This window comes from Marinobacter subterrani (genome assembly GCF_001045555.1).
In the GTDB taxonomy this organism is placed as follows: domain Bacteria; phylum Pseudomonadota; class Gammaproteobacteria; order Pseudomonadales; family Oleiphilaceae; genus Marinobacter; species Marinobacter subterrani.
In genome coordinates this window covers 2727955-2746294 of the sequence record NZ_LFBU01000001.1, presented here as the reverse complement: position 1 = coordinate 2746294, position 18340 = coordinate 2727955, and the positions used below count along the sequence as shown (strand labels likewise).

General features: G+C 53.2%; 17 protein-coding genes and 1 other RNA gene. 7 read left to right on the top strand and 11 right to left on the bottom strand.

Features of this window, described 5'->3' with window-relative positions; translation table 11 throughout:
• Positions 1-54: 54 nt before the first annotated feature.
• The 5 genes from msub_RS12805 to msub_RS12785 all read right to left on the bottom strand — a co-directional run bounded on the left by msub_RS12805 (position 55) and on the right by msub_RS12785 (position 4443).
• On the bottom strand, positions 55-1068 hold the full coding sequence (locus tag msub_RS12805) for a hypothetical protein (RefSeq protein WP_048496377.1): 1014 nt from the start codon (positions 1066-1068) through the stop codon (positions 55-57).
• On the bottom strand, positions 1065-2279 hold the full coding sequence (locus msub_RS12800) for a type II restriction endonuclease (RefSeq protein WP_048496376.1): 1215 nt from the start codon (positions 2277-2279) through the stop codon (positions 1065-1067). The genes msub_RS12805 and msub_RS12800 overlap by 4 nt, the downstream gene beginning before the upstream one ends.
• On the bottom strand, positions 2260-2709 hold the full coding sequence (locus msub_RS12795; RefSeq protein WP_264750653.1) for a very short patch repair endonuclease: 450 nt from the start codon (positions 2707-2709) through the stop codon (positions 2260-2262). Before msub_RS12795 ends, msub_RS12800 begins: the two co-directional genes overlap by 20 nt.
• A gap of 31 nt (positions 2710-2740) precedes the next feature.
• Positions 2741-3994, bottom strand: a complete 1254-nt coding sequence (dcm, locus tag msub_RS12790) for a DNA (cytosine-5-)-methyltransferase (protein ID WP_048496374.1) — start codon at positions 3992-3994, stop codon at positions 2741-2743.
• Between the two features lie 215 nt (positions 3995-4209).
• Positions 4210-4443, bottom strand: a complete 234-nt coding sequence (locus tag msub_RS12785; RefSeq protein ID WP_048496373.1) for a helix-turn-helix transcriptional regulator — start codon at positions 4441-4443, stop codon at positions 4210-4212.
• Between the two features lie 186 nt (positions 4444-4629).
• Here msub_RS12785 and msub_RS12780 point away from each other — a divergent pair, with 186 nt between their 5' ends.
• The 5 genes from msub_RS12780 to msub_RS12760 are packed head-to-tail and all read left to right on the top strand — an operon-like array spanning position 4630 to position 9761.
• On the top strand, positions 4630-4932 hold the full coding sequence (locus msub_RS12780; protein ID WP_048496372.1) for a hypothetical protein: 303 nt from the start codon (positions 4630-4632) through the stop codon (positions 4930-4932).
• Positions 4933-4970: 38 nt separating this feature from the next.
• Entirely contained in the window at positions 4971-6878 is a 1908-nt protein-coding gene (locus tag msub_RS12775; protein WP_048496371.1) for a DEAD/DEAH box helicase, read from the top strand.
• Between the two features lie 2 nt (positions 6879-6880).
• Positions 6881-7312 carry an EcoRII N-terminal effector-binding domain-containing protein gene (locus msub_RS12770; protein ID WP_048496370.1) on the top strand — a complete coding sequence of 144 codons (432 nt, stop codon included), beginning with the start codon at positions 6881-6883 and terminating at the stop codon, positions 7310-7312.
• A 9-nt stretch (positions 7313-7321) separates the two neighbouring features.
• On the top strand, positions 7322-8929 hold the full coding sequence (locus msub_RS12765; protein ID WP_048496369.1) for an ATP-binding protein: 1608 nt from the start codon (positions 7322-7324) through the stop codon (positions 8927-8929).
• Complete coding sequence (locus msub_RS12760; protein ID WP_048496368.1) at positions 8919-9761, top strand: HNH endonuclease; 843 nt, start codon at positions 8919-8921, stop codon at positions 9759-9761. Before msub_RS12765 ends, msub_RS12760 begins: the two co-directional genes overlap by 11 nt.
• A gap of 65 nt (positions 9762-9826) precedes the next feature.
• Here the strand turns inward: msub_RS12760 and msub_RS12755 are convergent, their stop codons facing one another.
• Both msub_RS12755 and msub_RS22565 read right to left on the bottom strand, forming a co-directional pair.
• The gene (locus msub_RS12755; RefSeq protein ID WP_197083834.1) at positions 9827-10729 is read right to left on the bottom strand and encodes a protein rep; all 903 of its coding nucleotides are present in this window, start codon (positions 10727-10729) and stop codon (positions 9827-9829) included.
• A 191-nt stretch (positions 10730-10920) separates the two neighbouring features.
• A complete protein-coding gene (locus msub_RS22565) occupies positions 10921-11358 on the bottom strand; it encodes a helix-turn-helix transcriptional regulator (RefSeq protein WP_406564696.1) in 438 nt (145 codons plus the stop codon).
• A gap of 410 nt (positions 11359-11768) precedes the next feature.
• Here msub_RS22565 and msub_RS12745 point away from each other — a divergent pair, with 410 nt between their 5' ends.
• On the top strand, positions 11769-12656 hold the full coding sequence (locus msub_RS12745) for a hypothetical protein (RefSeq protein ID WP_048496366.1): 888 nt from the start codon (positions 11769-11771) through the stop codon (positions 12654-12656).
• Here msub_RS12745 and msub_RS12740 read toward each other — a convergent pair.
• The 4 genes from msub_RS12740 to smpB all read right to left on the bottom strand — a co-directional run bounded on the left by msub_RS12740 (position 12623) and on the right by smpB (position 16533).
• Positions 12623-13825 (bottom strand): tyrosine-type recombinase/integrase, encoded by a 1203-nt coding sequence (locus tag msub_RS12740; protein ID WP_048496365.1) that lies wholly within the window; start codon positions 13823-13825, stop codon positions 12623-12625. The two genes, msub_RS12745 and msub_RS12740, sit on opposite strands and share 34 nt — an antisense overlap.
• A 175-nt stretch (positions 13826-14000) precedes the next feature.
• Positions 14001-14365, bottom strand: a transfer-messenger RNA (tmRNA) gene (gene ssrA / locus msub_RS21185).
• A 90-nt stretch (positions 14366-14455) separates the two neighbouring features.
• Positions 14456-15874 carry a WS/DGAT/MGAT family O-acyltransferase gene (locus tag msub_RS12735; RefSeq protein WP_048496364.1) on the bottom strand — a complete coding sequence of 473 codons (1419 nt, stop codon included), beginning with the start codon at positions 15872-15874 and terminating at the stop codon, positions 14456-14458.
• A gap of 179 nt (positions 15875-16053) precedes the next feature.
• Positions 16054-16533, bottom strand: a complete 480-nt coding sequence (gene smpB, locus msub_RS12730) for an SsrA-binding protein SmpB (protein WP_048496363.1) — start codon at positions 16531-16533, stop codon at positions 16054-16056.
• A 176-nt stretch (positions 16534-16709) separates the two neighbouring features.
• On the opposite strand from smpB, the gene msub_RS12725 reads away from it, so the two are divergent.
• Positions 16710-18335: a sodium-dependent transporter gene (locus msub_RS12725; RefSeq protein WP_048496362.1), complete on the top strand. Its 1626-nt coding sequence runs from the start codon at positions 16710-16712 to the stop codon at positions 18333-18335.
• The last annotated feature ends 5 nt before the right edge of the window (positions 18336-18340 follow it).

Sequence of the window (18340 nt, the reverse complement as noted above, 5' to 3'; positions counted from 1 at the left end):
CGGCAGGCTGCTGCCGGTTTTTTGTCTATTCTATTGTTAATCGCCGCTGCTCCTTTATTTTTTGCCTGACCTCATCAATAGATCAACGAAAGGTGCCTGTAATTTTGAGCTATGCTCGTAGTTGTTTCCAAGTGGGTTAAATCTGTTGTAAGGAATTGGAACATAGCTAACGCCCTGTCTACCGCCAATTGCTGTGTGAGCAGGCGCATCCTTGGTCTGGCCATTCAGGTCTTCCACTTGTAAGCCGCAGGCCAGCCATCTCGCCTGCTGACGATTTTCTCGATCAAAATACAGATACATGGTGCTTTTCAGGTCCCGGTGGGGCTTCTCCAGGAACAGATAGACAAACTGCATTTGGTTCTCAACAAGAGCCAAGGCCATCTTGCTGGGCGCATTATTTAAACCGATCATGGCATCATTGCTCTTGTGCTTATGCTTGATTTCGATTATCGCCACTTTGTCTTCTGGCCCGATCAGCAATGCGTCAACGTCGGAAATGAACACGTTCGGTTTGCCATTTCGAGAGTGCCCTTCAGAAACATAGTGGTCTTTGAGAATTGTGTCGGAGACAAAGCGATTAACCAGATCGGGGTTGTGGATCGCGTATCCCCAGAAGACGCTCTTCACTTTAGCTTCATCCAGAACCGACTCATCGGCCGGCTCGGTCTCAGAAAAAAATAGAGTGGCGGGGTTGGTCAGCTTAGACCCATGGATATCGTGCCGGTAAATTGGATTCTCTCCACGCACATCCAGTAATCGCACCGGATAACCAGACTTTGCAAGTGCCTGTTGGACCAGCTTGCAGTCACTACTGTCAGCTGATTCGTCAAAGACAACTGAAAACCATTGCCGATATGAACCATCGATACGGCCACCACAAAAAAGCACTCTAGAAGTGAATTTGCGCCACCCATGCTTCTGCAGCGACGAATTGAAGAACGCCGATTCCGCTTCATGTTCAATGATCATCCCTTCCACGCGGGACGCTTTCAGGGACATGAGATAATTGAGCTGTGACGTGAGATCTTTCTGATGTTCGACCAGCAGTTGTCGGTAGGTTGAATTCATAATTTCAGCAGCCGCACATCTCCGAGAAAACTCTCAAGGCTCATCAGATGAGGACGAATGTCTTTGTGAAAAGCTTTGAAAATGCCCTTTGGTACGACAAGTGTCAGGCCTGCCTCCTGCATTTGGTGGAACTGTTTCTTGGAGACGCCTTCCTGGAGGGTGAAAAGATGCTTTTTATTTATTCGCTGAGCCTCATTTAGCACCTGCCGCCATCGGTCTTTACAAGTAGTCTTTACCGCAAGCATCTTCAGGCGGCCCTCGTTGAATTGACTGTCTCTGTAGGCATTCAAACTGGGGAACAGGAAGTCTGGAGTGTTCCCGTTCTCAGTCTCTGGCTGATAGCTGAAATCCGTGTCTTCAACGAGATTTTCTTCCTCAAAGATTGCCTTCAAATGAAGTTCAAGGGATCGGCCGGCCCGAGAACGTCTGCGTTGGAGGATGGTCTGGGCATGCTGGACAAAAAGATCTATGGAGTTATATCCCTGTTTAATTCTCTCAAGCTCGAAGGCTTCTTCGATGCTTCTGAAAATCTCGAATTCGCACACCCGTCTCGTAGTGAGGCGCTCATCCACATCCAGTTGATCACCGCGTCGCATCGAAACCGCCTTTTCAACAATTTCGGCACCGGAGGGAAACGACTGCTTCCACTCGTCAGGTATGTCCTCCTGACAAAGCCAGCAATCCTGTCGGATTAATTCATCCGCATCAGTTACCGAGGTGGCCGACCAGATTCGCCATTGTCCGGGATTGATAGGTCCTATGACCTCCTCGACCAGATCTTCTTCTATTTCGCTGCGGCAAACCCAAACCGAGATGTGTTCCGCTGTACCGTCAGGCCTCAAGTGGAAGGCAAATACGGTCAAGGCGCCGGTCGATTCCGGATCGAGTAGTGTTGACGCCATGCCGCCCAGTCTGGTGAACCTTGTTTCGTTTCGCGTTCCTGCATTCCGAACTTTACTGTTGTACCAGACTACACGGATGTCTCGATAATCAGCGTCACTCTCAATTGCCAAGCTAACTTCAGTATCGGGATTTATTGCCTCTGGTCGATGGATTTCCGGAAAAAGGCCGAACAGGAACTCCTTGGGAATGTACGGCCCAGCCTGGTGGGACTCGTTCGCAAGTGTGTCGTTGCCTGAAAGCCTTTTGACAAACCACACGATGCCCGGTCCAAAAGTTTCATCCATCCACTCAGAGACTGTTATCTCCATTTTCGCCTTCTCCCTCAATGCTCAAAAGACTATCGTCAGAAATCAGCCATTCGGTAACGATAGCGATTAACTCATTGAAGTCAAAGCGTGTACGTCCTCTAATGGAGCACTCCCAGATGATAAGTATTCTCCAACCCTGTTCTGACAGTGTCTGAATGGCCTGTCTGTCCCGTGCAATGTTCCCTTCAATTTTCTGGCGCCAGAAATCCTCGCGAGTAGAGGGCCATTTAAAAAGATGACAGTTGTGGCCATGCCAGAAACATCCATTGATAAAAATGACAGCGTTATGCTTGGGGAGCTTGATGTCTGGATTACCGGGGAGCTGATTTTTCTTTTTTTGGGGTGGCAGACGAAATCGAAATCCTCTGCCATGCAAGGCGGACCTGATAAGCATTTCAGGCTTGGTGTTCCTGCCCCGAATGCCGGACATCATCCGGCTTCGGGTTTTCCTGTCAACGATGTCAGGCAACGTTAAAGAGGTCTTGTTGCATGATGTCTTCTGCCTTTGACATGGCAATGTGGGGCGCCATGTGGCGTGCGATTGCCTCCACGGCTGGGACGACCACAGCATTCCCAAACTGACGGTAAGCCTGAGTATCGGATACCGGGATTACCATCCCACTGCGCCCGGGGCTGTCGAAACCCATCAACCGGGCGCACTCACGAGGTGTGAGTCTACGGGGGTTCAGTCCGATTCCTCGATCAATCAGAATCTCAGAGCCATCTTTGTGGTACCGAGCCGAGAGTGTCCTCGCGGTATCATTGGGGCCCACGACGCTGCAGCCGAAACCATTTCCCTTCTGGCGGTGTTTTTCAGCATATGCTTGTAGATAAGCCCATAGCTTGTCCGACAGGGTGTACTTGTCGAGCACTCGTCCGTAATCGTCAAGATACTTGGAGTTAGTGTCGTTCAGCGGCTCAGACCCATCCTCTTTGTGCAGAATACTGTCCAGCTTAGGGCCATCCTTTACATCTGGGATTGCCATATCGTCAAAAGAAAAGTTGCCGTGATCCCTGAATCCAACAATGAAAATGCGTTCTCGATGCTGGGGGACCCACGATTTTCCATCAATTACCTTGTAGGCAACGTTGTATCCGAGTTCCTTTGTTAAAGTTTCGTGAATTACTCGGAAGGTCTTGCCTCTGTCATGGTTAACAAGGTTCTTGACGTTCTCCAGGAGAAACGCCTGCGGGCGATGATGCTCGATAATTCTCGCGACATCGAAAAATAGAGTTCCCTGGGCTTCGCACCTGAAGCCATGATCCCGGCCCATGGAATTCTTCTTCGAGACGCCCGCAAGGCTGAACGGCTGACATGGAAATCCAGCGAGCATCACATCGTGCTCGGGAATGTCCGCCGCCATGACCTTGGTAATGTCACCTGCTATGTCGTGATCACAGGCGAAGTTGGCAAGGTAAGTCTGTTGAGAGTATTTGTTCCATTCGCTGGTGAATACGCATTTGCCGCCAATAGCATCAAAACCACGTCTCAGCCCACCGATTCCCGCAAAGAGATCAATGAATCGGAAAGACGGAGTGTTGGAGTCACCATATCGTCTTTGGGCCATGTCTTTCAGACGGTCAATATAAATTTTCTTGGGCGCCACTTCGCCGTTCTCGTACCGATAGATTGTGCGTGCGCTGATCTGCAAATCAGCAGCGAGTCTTTCTATCGTGTAGCCAGCCTGCTCCCTGAGGAATGCAAATTCGTTCATGTGTCGATCCTTGCGGCGGGAATTATTTTGACATTGTGTCTTAGGTTAGCCCAGGATATTGCGGGTGGCAAGGGTTTTATGGATATTTATACAGTAAAGTTTTGATTTCATTTTGTGAAGACGACCGATGGCCCCAAGCGCATTTTCACTGCGGATGCGGGCCACGCTCGGGAAGAACGATCTTGAGTGTGCAATTTGTTGGGGGGCAGTGAAGCCTACTTAAAATCTCGAGTCAGCTGCGTGCCCCAGCCTCGGCGAGCGCCATGAGTCATATCCCGGTCAACCTGTTTTTCCTGCAGCCATTCGTGGACTTCGGAGTCTATCCATCCGACGGCCCGTCCTCCCAGCGGTATTGGTCTTGGGAATATGCCTCTGTCAGCGTATTTATAGATAGTTGATTTTGCGAGGCCGGTTTTTGCTCTGACTTCCTCTATTCTTAGTACCCTCATGTTCTCGTCTCCTGACTTCCACCATAGTATCTGCAGTCGACTAGCATCGATTATGGTTATCTTCGGGATCTACCTGTCAAATCACCGTCTTTGCTTTCTCAATTAGCCTGCTTTGTGTAACCTTTCGGGACGTGTGGCTTGTCTCAGTAGCCACGATGACTAACGAAGGTTTGGGGTGGTGGAATCATGAGTTTGGGGAATGAATCCAACGATGCTGAATACGAGCGTGCAATGGTGCTTTATGAAGCTGCAGTTCAAATGGTGGTCCATGGACAGGAACGAGACTCTGCCATAAAAACAGCTGAATCCATCTACACTCAACGCATGGAGGCTGAGCGCTCCCATCAAGTGCAAGTGGATGAACAAGGCAGCGTCGTCTCTTACCTTAATGATTCACTGAACCCGTCTGAGCTTGAGTCAGAGCATCGTGATGCCGTCGGTGGCAAATATGCAGAGCTCTGTTTTGAAGAAGGGCTGGAGTTGGTCTGAGTTGTCCTGATACAGGAAGTCGCAGGAGCAAGCTTAATATGAAGATCTGGATTCTCCGTGGAGATGTTCTGGAGATTGCCGAGGGCGAAAATCGCATCCCGGCCAGCGCGGAGGAGGTCTATCAATCTGTGTTGGAGGGGGGGGCAGTTTGGCAGGATCTGATTCCGGGTAAAACTGGAGCAGCGCAGGAGCTCAGCTTTTCTCGTTATCCAATTGTTCTGAAGCTTCGCATATCTGCCGATGAAATTACTGGTAAACCAACCCTAAGCACGATCGCGCAGACCCATATAGGAGCCAGCTTCCCTATTTCTAACAGGGCGCTGGAAAGAGGGCATGTGGTACATGACGGGACATGGTACCCAGCCGCTCCCGGTGCCGCTGAGGGCGTTATCGACTTGATGAGGGAGGTTGGGTACACAGATGATGGTGGCATGCCGCCAACCCTGAGAGGAATCCTGCACCTAAAAAAAATCGCCAGTGAGGGCGGCCCCGTCGTTGATGAGTTGGGCAGGGATGCGCTCAAGTATCTTCTCTCAGAGCCTGAGAGGGCTATCGGACCAGAGAGCATTCGAGCTCAGCTATATCCTTATCAGTGCGATGGCTGGCGCTGGTTAGGTTTTATAATCCGCGAACAGCTTGGTGGCCTGCTGGCTGATGAGATGGGCTTGGGCAAGACCCTGCAGATCATAAGTGCCTTGCGTGACCCGGGTGGGAATGGTGCCGCGGGTGCAGCCCTGGTTATTGCTCCCGGATCGCTGCTCGAAAACTGGGTGCGCGAGATAGCAAAATTCTCTCCGGATCTTACGACATACAAGCATCAGGGTTCATCTCGCACTGGTCGTCCTGCAGACCTGCAGGGGGTCGATGTGGTTGTTACTTCCTACGATACTGTCACCAGAGATCTGTCTCTCCTCAAGATGATCGAGTGGAATGTCGTCATTCTTGATGAAGCTCAGAACATCAGGAACCCGAAGGCACTGCGCACCAAGTCAGTAAAAGAAATAAATCGCCGGGTAGGTCTGGCAGTTACTGGTACTCCTGTTGAGAACCGGTTGCTTGATCTGTGGTCGATTATGGATTTCGTAGTGCCGGGATACCTCGGGGACCTTGAAGAATTCGAAGCACGCTATTCAGACGATTTGGACGCAGCTGCGAGTCTGGAGCCTCTTATTTCGCCCCTCATGTTAAGGCGAAGGGTTGCTGACGTAGCAACAGACTTGCCCCAGCGGATAGACATTCCCGAATTTCTTGAAATGAGCGAACACGAAGCTACCGCCTATGAGGTCGTGCGCCAAGAGATCTTTCAAGAGTATGGTGCTGCTGCCAATCTCGTCTCGTTGGGTAAATTAAGACAATTCTGTGCACATCCCGGCGCAATCGAAGGGTACGGCAGTGACATTAATCTTTCGTTTTCAAAGTTTGAACGGTTGAAGGAGCTATTTGAGGAGATTTTCTCGCGAGGGGAAAAGGCCCTCGTGTTTACGTCCTATACAAAAATTGCAGACCTGATTCGCGAAATGGCCGCTGCACGATTTCAGGTGCTTGCCGCAACCCTTGATGGCCGCCTTGCAATAGATGAAAGGCAGGGATTGATTGACGGTTTCTCTGCCCATGTCGGTCCGGCAGTCTTGGTGCTCAATCCTCGCGCTGGAGGTTCGGGATTGAACATAACTGCGGCGAACCACGTTATTCATTACAACCCCGAGTGGAATCCGGCATTGGAGGATCAGGCGTCGGCACGTGCTTATCGGCGGGGACAGCAATTGCCCGTGACGGTCAGAAGCCTCATCTACGCGGGAACAGTCGAGGAGGTCATAGCTGAGCGGTTGAAGCGCAAAAGGCATATTGCCGAAGCTGCGATTATCGGGAGTGGAGGGCAGGACGAAGACTATGCAGACATACTCGGCGCTCTGGAGCGCTCTCCCTTGGCTCGGAGGACCGAATAGCTATGGCTCAACATAAAATCGTCAAGGTATTGAGCGCAAACGATACGGGAGAGACTGGCGGCCATCAGGCGGGCCTTTTAATCCCTCGAAAAGAAGAAATCCTTTCTTTTTTCCCTAGGCTTGACCGAAGTCAGCATAACCCGAGAGCCCACCTTCATTTTGAAGATGATGAAGGGCGTCATTGGGAGTTTGCGTTCATTTACTACAATAACAAACTGTTCGGTGGTACCCGAGACGAATACCGGCTGACTCGCATGACGAAGTACATTCGCGAGGCGGGATTAAAGACCGGCGACGAGGTGATACTCAAACGGTTATTAGATGGCAGTCACGCTATCTCGTATCGGCGTGCATATGGAGTTCCAGTTGCTGAGCAGGCAGAAGGTGGAACTGTTCTGCAGCTTGGGTCTGGCTGGAAAGTTATTGATCTATAAGGAGTAAATATGTCTGATATCGAGAGCATTGTCTCTATCCCAGATCCCGGAAGGACAATGGAAGGTCTGCGAGACACTGGATATAACTTTGAAACAGCCGTTGCCGACCTCGTAGATAACTCGATAGCTGCGGAAGCCACCAAAGTTGATATTCAGGTGGCTAGAGACTTTCGCGGTAACATCCGGCTTCTGATTTCGGACAACGGTATTGGCATGGACAAGAAGGGGCTTGTCCAGGCGATGCAGTACGGATCTCCAAGACGTCCAGATCCAGCGAGTCTCGGTAAGTTCGGGCTTGGCTTGAAGACGGCTTCAACTGCTTTCTGCCGTCGCCTCTCTTTGATTTCACGCCCCTCTGGCGGGGCTGTTGCCCTGATGGCTACATGGGATCTTGACCACGTCATCGACAATCGCCAATGGCTGCTTCAGATGACGGAAGAGGTTGACAGCGAGGGCTTGGAGAAGCTGGACGACGTGGCTCCCGGGAGCTCCGGTACAGTAGTGCTCTGGGACAAGGTTGATCGGTTACTAAAAAATTATCAAGACCCCACTGGAGCTCCTGCTCGTAAAGCCCTGGATAAACGCTGTGGCGAGCTCAGAGAGCACCTTGCAATGATCTATCAGCGTTTTCTCGACGTTAATGACAAGCGTGCGCGCGACGTCGAAATCAGGCTGAATGGTAAGCCTGTTCTAGCCTGGGACCCATTCCAGAAAGGCCTGTCTGAACTGGTTGCCGAGGACTCACCGCGTGTCGAGGGCTCTGGAGCCGGATTTCAGGTGAGGGCCTACATACTGCCTCGCCGCGAAGAGTTCCCTGACGACGAACAGGCCAAGGCTGCCAAGCTTTCGTCCGGAATGCAGGGTTTGTACATATACAGGGAAGAACGATTGATCCATGCGGCGGACTGGCTTGGCATGTATCAAAAGGAGCCCCATGGAACCTTGCTTCGGGTTGAGTTCTCGTTCGACCACAAACTAGATGACGCATTTCATCTCGATATCAAGAAGTCCCAGATCATCCTTAATGAGGATTTGTGGGGCTGGCTCAAGGATCAGTTTTTGACAGCGCCCCGTCGAGAGGCTGATCGTCGTTATCGTCAAGGGAAAAAGAAAGAGATCTCTAAAAGATCTAAGGATGCGCATGACGCTTCCAACAACTCGATACGAAATAAAGAAGCTGAAATTGGGGGTGCCCGGGTAAATGTGACTAACCCGGATACGGGCGAGGTGACCGTAACGAACGGACAAGGCACATTTAAAACGATCCTCAAGATCAGTTCGGCATCGAAACCTGGTGAGGTCTATGTTCAGCCTGCTGAGGATGTAGCCGACGGACTTCTTTTCGAGCCGGCCATGATCGAACAACATAAGGCTGTTCGAATCAATACTCAGCATCCTTATTACCACAAAGTGTATGTCCCCAACCTGAACAGTAGCGTCACCATTCAGGGTATGGACTCATTAATCTGGGCAATCTGCTCTGCAGAACTCAGCGCGACGACAGATAAGACTGCTGAGGCATTCAGGGACATGCGTTACGAGGTGACTCGAATCCTTCGTAAGCTGGTAGAGGGGTTGCCGGAACCTGACACGGACGATAACAGTGATGCACCTTAAAGCAAGGGATCTCGAACAGTCTGTTTCCCTGGAGACAGGTCTGGCCTTTGAGGCGGCTAGTGGGGTCGATCAGGAAAAGCAGTCCTGGTTCGAACTTTGGCCTCGCGACGTCTCCAGGGATCACGCTTTCTGTATTCGCGCAGCGCTTGACTGGCGACGTATCCGTATCGGCTTTCAGCCGGGTAAGTTTGCTGGAGAGTTGCTGGAGCGGATGTCGCATGCGGATGAGATTGGTCGATCCGCGTTCCGCTCCATTCTGGCTGACTGCGAGGCTCGGGGCGCCGAAATAGATTATCGGATAAATGGTAAGCCCTATCATCTCACGAGTGATGAGCCCTGGGGGCAACCTTGGAGCCGCTTTGCACTCCATTTGAGCAAGGGGCAGCTGGAGCTTGGCGTTGAAGATGGAGAGGCTGATGCAGATATTGTCTGCCGATGGACAGGACGTTTTGCCGCTGCTGTAACCGCGATTTTGCCTCTTGAGGAAGCTGGGTCATCTGATGAAGAAATGCGTGGCTATCCAGAGGGAGCGTTAACAACCGTTCAGGCTAACCGATTTGAGCGTGACCGACGTAATCGCGCAGCGGCGATTGCGATACATGGAACTTCATGTCTCGCCTGTGGTATCGAGATGGGAAGTGTCTATGGGGGTGTCGCGCAGGGCTTTATTGAAATTCACCACGTGACTCCTGTTTCACAACTTGGGGCAGGATACTTGATTGATCCGGCGAAAGATCTCGTTCCCCTGTGCCCAAACTGCCATGCAGTCGCCCACCGACGCTCGCCGCCGTTCTCTGTTGACGAGATAAGACACCTGATAGACAACAGGTAAGTCTATGGTTTGGGTCCCGCGGCTCTTTCTAGGGGGGTGCCGGAGAAGGAGCCGCTCCCCGGGGTTTACTCGCCTCTTAATCGATACTTGCCGCTCCATGCGTCCCACGTCCAAATCGATTCGGTGGCGCGGATTGCGGTGTCCTTCGCTTCATCTGGGGAAGTCAGGGATCGCTCTTTCTTGCACTGAGCAAGCAGAACCTTAATTTGGCCGAAGGGCTGGAAGCGGTGAAGGTCCTTTGTTTCAAATGCCACTCGCATGAACCAGAAGCGGTTCCTTGTGGGCTTATGCGGCTTCATGGAATATCGTGTGTAACTCACGATCTGACGTCGCAAATCGTCCCCGACTCCGCTTAGCCGCTTGCAATCAACCACTGGAGTGTAACTAACTTGGAGTGCCTGTTGCCACTCCCGGGCCCAGCGCTTCATCGAAATGTAATTATTGCCTTCATACATTGACGGGGTTATCCGCAGCAGGCAGTGGAAGTGCGGGTGCGCCATATCCACATCGCTCCTTCCGGGTGTCACTTCCATAAATTTGATACCCCCATATACGTGTTGCTTCCAGAACGCTCGCTGCTTGAGTCTGCCAAACGCTCGGTTCATTGCTGCAATGGTTGTTCGCAGCTCCTCGACGAAACAGTTACGGACGGTTAGTGTCAGGAAAATCCACTTACCAGTCGTCAGCGTGGGGTTCTGGTCACATAACTGGTGCATCTTACTGCAACATCGAAGCGCTCTGCGTGATTGGCATGTCGGACACTGAGGATGTTTGCAGTACCACGTGTCGATTTGAGCATCGTATCCGTTATTGGACCGTGATCTCAGGTGGTGAGCGCAATCAAGAATCTTCTTTCCATCCTTCTTTGTGGCGTCGTCGGCGAGGAAGTGTTGTGCCACTATTACGCTCGATGCTTTAAGCTCGCTCCTGTTTTCAAGGTGGGCGGCTTCGTGCTCCGGCTTATGCATATCCTCGGTCTCCATTTGGTGGGATATGTGATTTATCGTCTGGCTGGGCGTTGGATTCGCCTGTAGAGGTTGGTTCTGCAGAAGAACGCCGGTGATTTTTTGTTGAATTGAGTAGAACTAAAGTGGCGTGCAGATCCAGAGTTGTTGTCTATGTATTAAATAATAAGAGGAGCGTTGCTGGGGTTGGACATTCAGTACTGGGCTATTTGATGGCGGAATCTACAGCCATCCGTAAGGGAGTCAATCCACTGATCTACCTCTGCCTCCACCCAGCCGACTGTTCTTTCACTGAGCGAAATGGGCTTGGGGAATAGCCCTGATGACATGAGCTTGTAGATTGTTGAACGGGCTAGGCTGGTAACGTGTATCACCTGACTTAGCCTAAGGATTGTGATGTCTTGATCCTGCGACGGATTGAAGGACTCATTGGAACAGACCCCGCCGTTTGCAATATCTCGTTCCTCAATCCTTTCCAGGAGCCATTCATTGATGTCCGATTCGACCCATCCAATTGACCTTCTTCCAATCTGACGCGAAGGAGGGAAGCTGTCATCGGCAATCAAGCGGGTGATGGTTGAGCGCGTTAAACCTGTCTTGTGAATTACTGCTTTCAGCCTGAGTATGCGCATGATTCGATCTCCTGGTTGTGTTTCAGAAGATCGTCCAATCCTGTAACCAATTACATCGCCTGAGGCTGTGGATGAACTTGGTGACGTTCGTCAGCGGTTATTTCTTTCGATAGCAACGCCGACGGATTTTACGCCCGGCCTGTATGGCTGCGTCGGGGAAATAGAGTCTGAAACCTCTCAGATTTGATTTTGGGGCCTGGCCTCGACGATTTGGCGTTTCTCTGAGGCAGAAGAGTAACGAAATATGACCATAATCTGGCTGCTTGCGGGGATCAACGACAGAAATTAGTACCTATAAAAATACTACTATTGCACTATATAGACCTATTATTCTGGTATATTGTAAATATAATTTCGCTAGGTTAACGATACACATTTGATGTGCAATAAAATACAGTAGGTTGCTAAGTATGGGAGTGACGCGAGATTGGGAGGATATTAGGCCGGTAGGTCTGGAGGGGTTTAAAGACAGGGAGATGCTTTGGCTTTGGTGTAGGCTTACCGTAGAAGGGTACAAGTTTAATGCAGATTTCGTAGGTGATGAGGAAAGCAGAGCGAGGCACGTAATAAAGCATCTTCACGATTCCGATCATGAGACTGTGGGTACATTGCGTGAATACCGAAACGAGTGCTTCTCTCGACAGCTGGCTGCGTCCGAATTCAGCTGGATACAGCCCCGCAATGAAAGGCTGAAACACTGGATCATCGAAGCGCTTTCGCGTTACGGCCAGCAGCTTGGGGTGAATGCGCCGCCGTTTAATCAATCTGTTTTGAGCTATCCAGATCAGGTGATGCTTACGTTTGATTTAGGAGATGCACCTGTCGGAATAAAGCAATGGGTCATGTCGCAACTTCGTCGCGAATGGTCTTCAAATATCGAAATTGATCCCGCGTTGGACTGGATTCGCAAGAGCGATGACGAGCAGTGCAGATGGGTGGTCGAGGCGGTGCTCCAAAGCGATATTGGTTCGTGGGTTTCTCTTAATTTGCCGTCCCCTGTTTCCAGTGAGGATCGTTTCCTGATAGCCGTTAACGCTTTGGATAGGTCGGGTCTTCCATTACAGTTTAAAAAACTGTTCTTAAAAGACCTCAAGTCAAAGTGGGACAAAAAGAACAAAAAGGCTGTAGCTAGAAAGGTTCAGTGTAACCTCAATGTTGACCCGATGATAAAGGAACAAATTAAAGAGTTAGCGAAAGATAAGGGGGTCAAAATGGGAGAATATGTCGAGTTTCTGGTAACTGAAGAAATAAAAAGAAAAGAGGCTCAGGGCGCTCTGGAAACGAGCAGCTCCAGATAGTCGGCCCATGCTTGCATCATTTCACATCGATCATTGATGAACTCGGTCCTGTTGTAGGCTCGCCCATGCATGTCGGCAACGCGATGGCCTAGCTGCATTTCTATAAGGTGTACAGGGAATTTTAGCTCCTCTTGGAGCAGTGTTCGGGCCATGGCTCTGAATCCATGGGCGGTCATTTTTCCTCCATATCCCATCCTGTCCAGGGCGGCCTTGATTGCGACGTTGCTCATTGGTCGTTTGGCATCCCTTGCATTTGGAAAGACATACGGGCTTCGGTGCCGAGTTACCGGCTCTACTTCTCTCAATATTTTAATCGCTTGATGCGATAAGGGTACGATTAATGGCGCTCCGTTCTTCGTTGTCGGCAGCTCCCACTGAGCCTTATCAAAGTCAACCTGTTCCCAAAGCATCTGCCTTGTATCACCTGGGCGAGTAAATACCAGGGGAGCAAGTTTCAAGGCGGCGGAAGTCGCAAAGTGTCCCTGATATGCGTGGATATCTCTGAGGAGTTGAGCAACTTCGCCAGGACGAACTAGGGCGTGCTGATGTTTCACTTGGGTTGTCGGAAGGTAGCCGGTCAGGTCTCTGGTAACGTCTGAGTCGACCCTTGAGGTTGCCACGGCATACCGGAAAACCAAGCTGATTAGGGTTTTGACCCTGTGCGCAGTTTCAATATTGCCTTTTCGTACGATTCCATCCAGGACCTGCAGTATGTCTGCCGGTTGAATGGAGCGGATTGGGCGTCTGGCTAGTCGCGGAAAGGTGTAGATCTCTAGTCTGCGCCAGTTCCGCACCGCGTGCGACTCTGTTACCTCTACAGAATGCTTTTGTTGGTACCAGTCTTCACAGAGCGTGCGGAAGGTGTTTTCGCCGTCGGATACGCGTTGCGTGGACTCTCGCTGTTTGTGGGCGCTGGGATCAATATCCTGTCGGAGTAATACCAAGGCATCATCCCGCGCCTGGCGTGCGGCTGCGAGAGAGATCTGCGGGTAACCTCCCAGTGATAGTGTCTTCTCTTTGCCCGCAAAGCGGTATCGCAGCCACCAGTACTTGGACTCGCCTTTGATAACCAATGTCAGGCCGCCCCCGTCCGCCAGCTTTCGTACCTTGCCGGAACCCTTGGCATTTTTCACTTCATTAGCGGTTAGCTTGTTGGTTTGGCGAGCCATGACTGTCCAGTTTGTGGGTAACGAGATCTGGAAAAGTGGTGTTACCCGCAATGTTACCCACATACTTGCTTGGAAGCCAGTGGATGAGTATGGACTCGATGGGCATAAAAAAGCCCCGTTTCCGGGGCTTTGGGGTGTTCTAGTGGGTCTCGTTGGACCCCCTGAAACTCTTGATTGGTGGAGACGGCGGGAATTGAACCCGCGTCCGCCAGTACTCAGCCTTGAGGTCTACATGTTTAGCGTCTCTCTATTGATTTAAGTTCAAGCGACCCGAGAGCCAGGGTGCAAGAACCGAGTTCTTTGAATCTTAGCCGTTAGCCAGTGAACTCTGGATAACGGAGCATCCCGTAAGCGATGACGTCCTGAGATGTTGCTTCCGGGCTACGGGCGACCCGGTCAGGACGACTAGCAGCTTACGCTGCTAGTGCGTAGTTTTCGTCGTTTGCGACTATTGCGTTGCAGCTTTGGATTAACGAGATTCGCTGCCATCTCGACATGCACTCAAGGGATCGCCACCAGCGTCGAAGCCATGTCGTCCCCTCAGGTTCAGTATATGTGTCCGGTTCGCCGGACTTCAAGGGTTGTTTGTTGCTGTTTTGTGCTCCGGGGCCGGTAGATGTACCTACCGGCCTAGCCAGCCTTGCGTTCATGGCCGCCGTGCCTGCCGGCCAGGGCCGCGTGGCTCAGGGCCTGGAAGCTTTCCCTGAAGTAGTCCATCACGGCCTGCGGGTCAGCATGGATGGCCTTATCAACGGTAATTCCGAACTGTACGGTGCCGGCATAGCTGAAAATGCTGATGCCAATGCCGATGGTGCCGCTCTGGGGAACCCAGAACATGGGTTGGGTCAGCTTGCTGCCCGCCAGGTAAAGTGCATTCCTGGGGCCCGGCACATTGGTCAGTACCGCGGAGGCCTTGTTGCTGAGCAGGTCCAGGGCGCGACGTTCCAGGATATCGGGGCCACGGCCGAACAGGTCAAGCAGGCTATAGGTTACCTGGGCCTGGTAGGAGCGTTTGAGCCGGTTCATGTTCTCCTGCACCTGCCGGAAACACATGATCGGGTCCTGCACCTCCACGGGGAGTGTCACCAGAACCATGCCGAACTGGTTGCCGAGGGTTTCAATGGGCTGGTTGAGCGGGCGCAGGTTGAATGGCACCGCCACCCGGATGCCGCATTCCGGAATGGTTTCGTTGTGGGCCGCAAAATGCCGCTGCAGTGCGCCCGTGGTGGCGCAGAGCAGGGCGTCGTTAATGGTGCCGCCCAGGGCTTTGGCGCAGGCCTTCACTTCGTCGAGATCCAGCGGCTCGCCCCAGGAAACCTGCTTGCGGCCGGAGAGCGGGCTTTTCAGGCCGGTTTTCGGCTCGAAGGGCGCCAGGCCGAGTTTGAGCAGGTCCATGGCAACGCTGCCGGCCGTAGCGGCGAGCTTGATCGGGTAGTTGGGCTCTTTGCGTGCCGACTGAATGAACAGCCGGGCCTGGTCCCTTGCCACCTGGGCGCTGTCGACCAGCCGGTGCAGCGCACTCTGAAGCGTGGAGGCGGGTTTACGCCTGGCTTGCGGTTTGGAGGAGACCCGCTTGAGCTTGACCTCCGGTGTTTTGTCGGTGAGCGAGAGCATGACCCGCACCAGCGAGATTCCGTCGGCAATGCAATGATGAATGCGCACCACCAGGGCACTGCCGCCCTCGTAGTTGTCGACGTAATGCATCTGCCAGAGCGGCCGGCGGAAATCCAGGGAGGTACTGTTAAGGTCACTGGCCAGCCTCTGCAGTTCGGCCTTGTCGGCCTTGCCCGGCAGGGCGATCTGATGCAGGTGGTTATCCAGGTGGAACAGCGGGTCCTCTTGCCAGTAGGCCTTGTCGCCGTGGTCTACCACCCGCTGGCGGAAGCGGTCGAAACACAGGAACCGCTCTTCCAGTGTCCGTTTCAGGCGGTTGATGGAGATGGGGCGATCAAGGGCCAGTATCCCGCAGATCATCATGGGATTTTCCGGCGTGTCCATCCGTAGCCACGCGCGATCAACAGCGGACATGGGTATCTGTTTGGGTGACATAAGCGCTCCCTTTGCCATGCACCGGGACTCCCGAGTATAGGCCTGTTGATAATTTGAGCAAAGAGAGTGAGTATGCGACACACCGGTTGGCGCCGCCCATGACCGGCGTCAGGTATTCGCTGGTTATTGCGGAAAGGTGATCGGGAGGCAGTGAATAAACGGCCGAGGCGACGGCGCGATCACAGATTGGTGTCGCGCAAGATACGCTGTTTCTGGCGGTTCCAGTCCCGCTCCTTCTCGGTGGCGCGCTTGTCGAACTGCTTCTTGCCTTTTACCAGGGCAATCTCGCACTTCACCTTGTTGTTTTTCCAGTACAGTGCCAGTGGAATACAGGTATAGCCCGCCTGGTTTACCTTGCCTACAATCTTGGCAATTTCTTTTGCGTGCAACAGGAGCTTACGGGTCCGGGTCGGATCGGCAATCACATGGGTGGAGGCGGCGATCAGGGGCGTGATGTGGGAGCCGAGCAACCAGGCTTCGCCGTCCTTGAGGAGTACATAGGCGTCCACAAGCTGGGCCTTGCCGGCACGCAGGGATTTTACTTCCCAGCCCAACAGGGCAAGGCCTGCCTCGAAGCGGTCCTCGATGTGATACTCGTGTTTCGCCTTTTTGTTAAGCGCAATCGTACTGCTCGGCGTTCCGGGTTTTTTCTTGCTCATGAATCAGTGAATCCGGGGTCGGACGAATGAACGGGCCGGCCTCTGAGCCGGAAAAAGACGCATTGTAGCCCAGGAGTGCCGGGCCGGTCACGAAATCGCAACGGCGATGTCCGGCGGTTCGTGCGCGACCGGATCCATCGGCTACAATACGGGGCCAGACAGATTCAGGGTCGCGAATGCCTACGCCGTATCAGACACATATCGGGTCCTTTACCCGAAAATCAACGTTCTTCTGGGCCGCGGTGGGCGCTACCGTTGGCCTGGCAAACCTGTGGCAGTTTCCTTATCTGGCCAGCCTGCACGGTGGCGGCCTGTTCATTGTGCTGTACCTGGCGTGTCTGTTGCTGGTCACCCTGCCGTTGATGATCACCGAGGCGGTTATTGGGCGCTATGCCCGGCACGGCATCGTGCTGGCGATGGATGGGCTGATCCGCAGTGCCAAACGGTCCCGCGCCTGGATGGCCGTAGGCCGGCTGAGCATTCTTGCCGCCTTCCTGGTTCTGTCGTTTACCGCGGTGTTCGGGGCGATCGCTCTGGCTTATATCTTCTTTGGGGCCCTGGGGCGGTTCTCCGGAGCGGGAGCCCCGGAGGCGACGGCGATCCTGGCAGGGCTGGTTTCAGACCCTGGTCAGTACCGGGTGTTTATGGGCTGGCATATTTTTTTCCTGGTGCTGGTGATCTGGGTATCGGCCCAGGGGGTTGTAAAAGGCCTTGAACGGTCGCTGCGTGTGGTGGTGCCTGGCACCCTGGTCTTGATGCTGGCGCTATTTGCCCTGGCGGCATGGCAGGGACGTATCGACAATGCGGCCGGACACATCCTGGCCATGCACCCTGACGATTTCACCTGGGCAAGCCTCAAAGCGGCATTGTTCCACGCATTTTTCACGCTCGGGCTGGGCATGGGGGTCTGGGCGGCCCTGGGCGCCTACGCCGCGCCCGACACCCGGCTGAAGCGCTCGATTCTGGCCGTTGTTCTGATGGATACTCTGGTGGCGATTCTCGCCGGCCTGATGATTTTCGCCATCGCCACGGATGGCAACAGCTTTGATGGCGAGCGCGGATTCAGCCTGCTGTTTGTGTCCATGCCCGTGACCCTGGCCCAGCTACCGGCAAGCCAGTTTGTGATCGCCGCCGTATTCCTGCTGGTGGTGCTGGTGGTTTGGACCACATCGCTGAACCTGCTTGAACCGATTGTCGGCTGGTTCCGTGAATGGACCGGGGCGCCGCGGGCCTTGTCGGTAGTGCTGATTGGCCTGGCGGTATGGCTGGCCGGGTTGGCGTCGCTGTTGTCGTTCAATCTTTTGGCGCAGGAGCGTTTTGGCGGTGCCACCATGTTCCGGTGGCTGGAGCTGGTGACCGGTGGCTTCCTGATTCCGCTGGTCGCCATACTGATTGCGCTGTTTACCGGCTGGTGCCTGACCCGGCACCTTGCCGGGAGAATGCTGGGTGCGGCTCCGAGATTATTCTCCGGAATCTGGTTCTGGGTGATGCGGCTTGTGCTGCCGCTGGTGGTTGCCTGGATTGGTGTGCAGTATACGGCGTTTTCGCTGGCCAATCTCTGTGACACCGGCAGCACGGCGGTGTGGTGCGACCAGCCGGGAACCCTGCTTTCCGGCGGTCGGGCACCGGCCGCGGAAAAGCCGGAAGCCGCAGAGGCTCCGGCGACATCGCCCGGTGCCGAATCCGCAGTCCGCAAAACCGCGCCGGCTGCCGCGCCGTTGCCGCCAAGGGAGGATGGCAATACAGAGGGGGCGGGGGAAAAAGCCCAAAAAGACGACGATATCCTTTATCATAGCGTGTGAGTCAG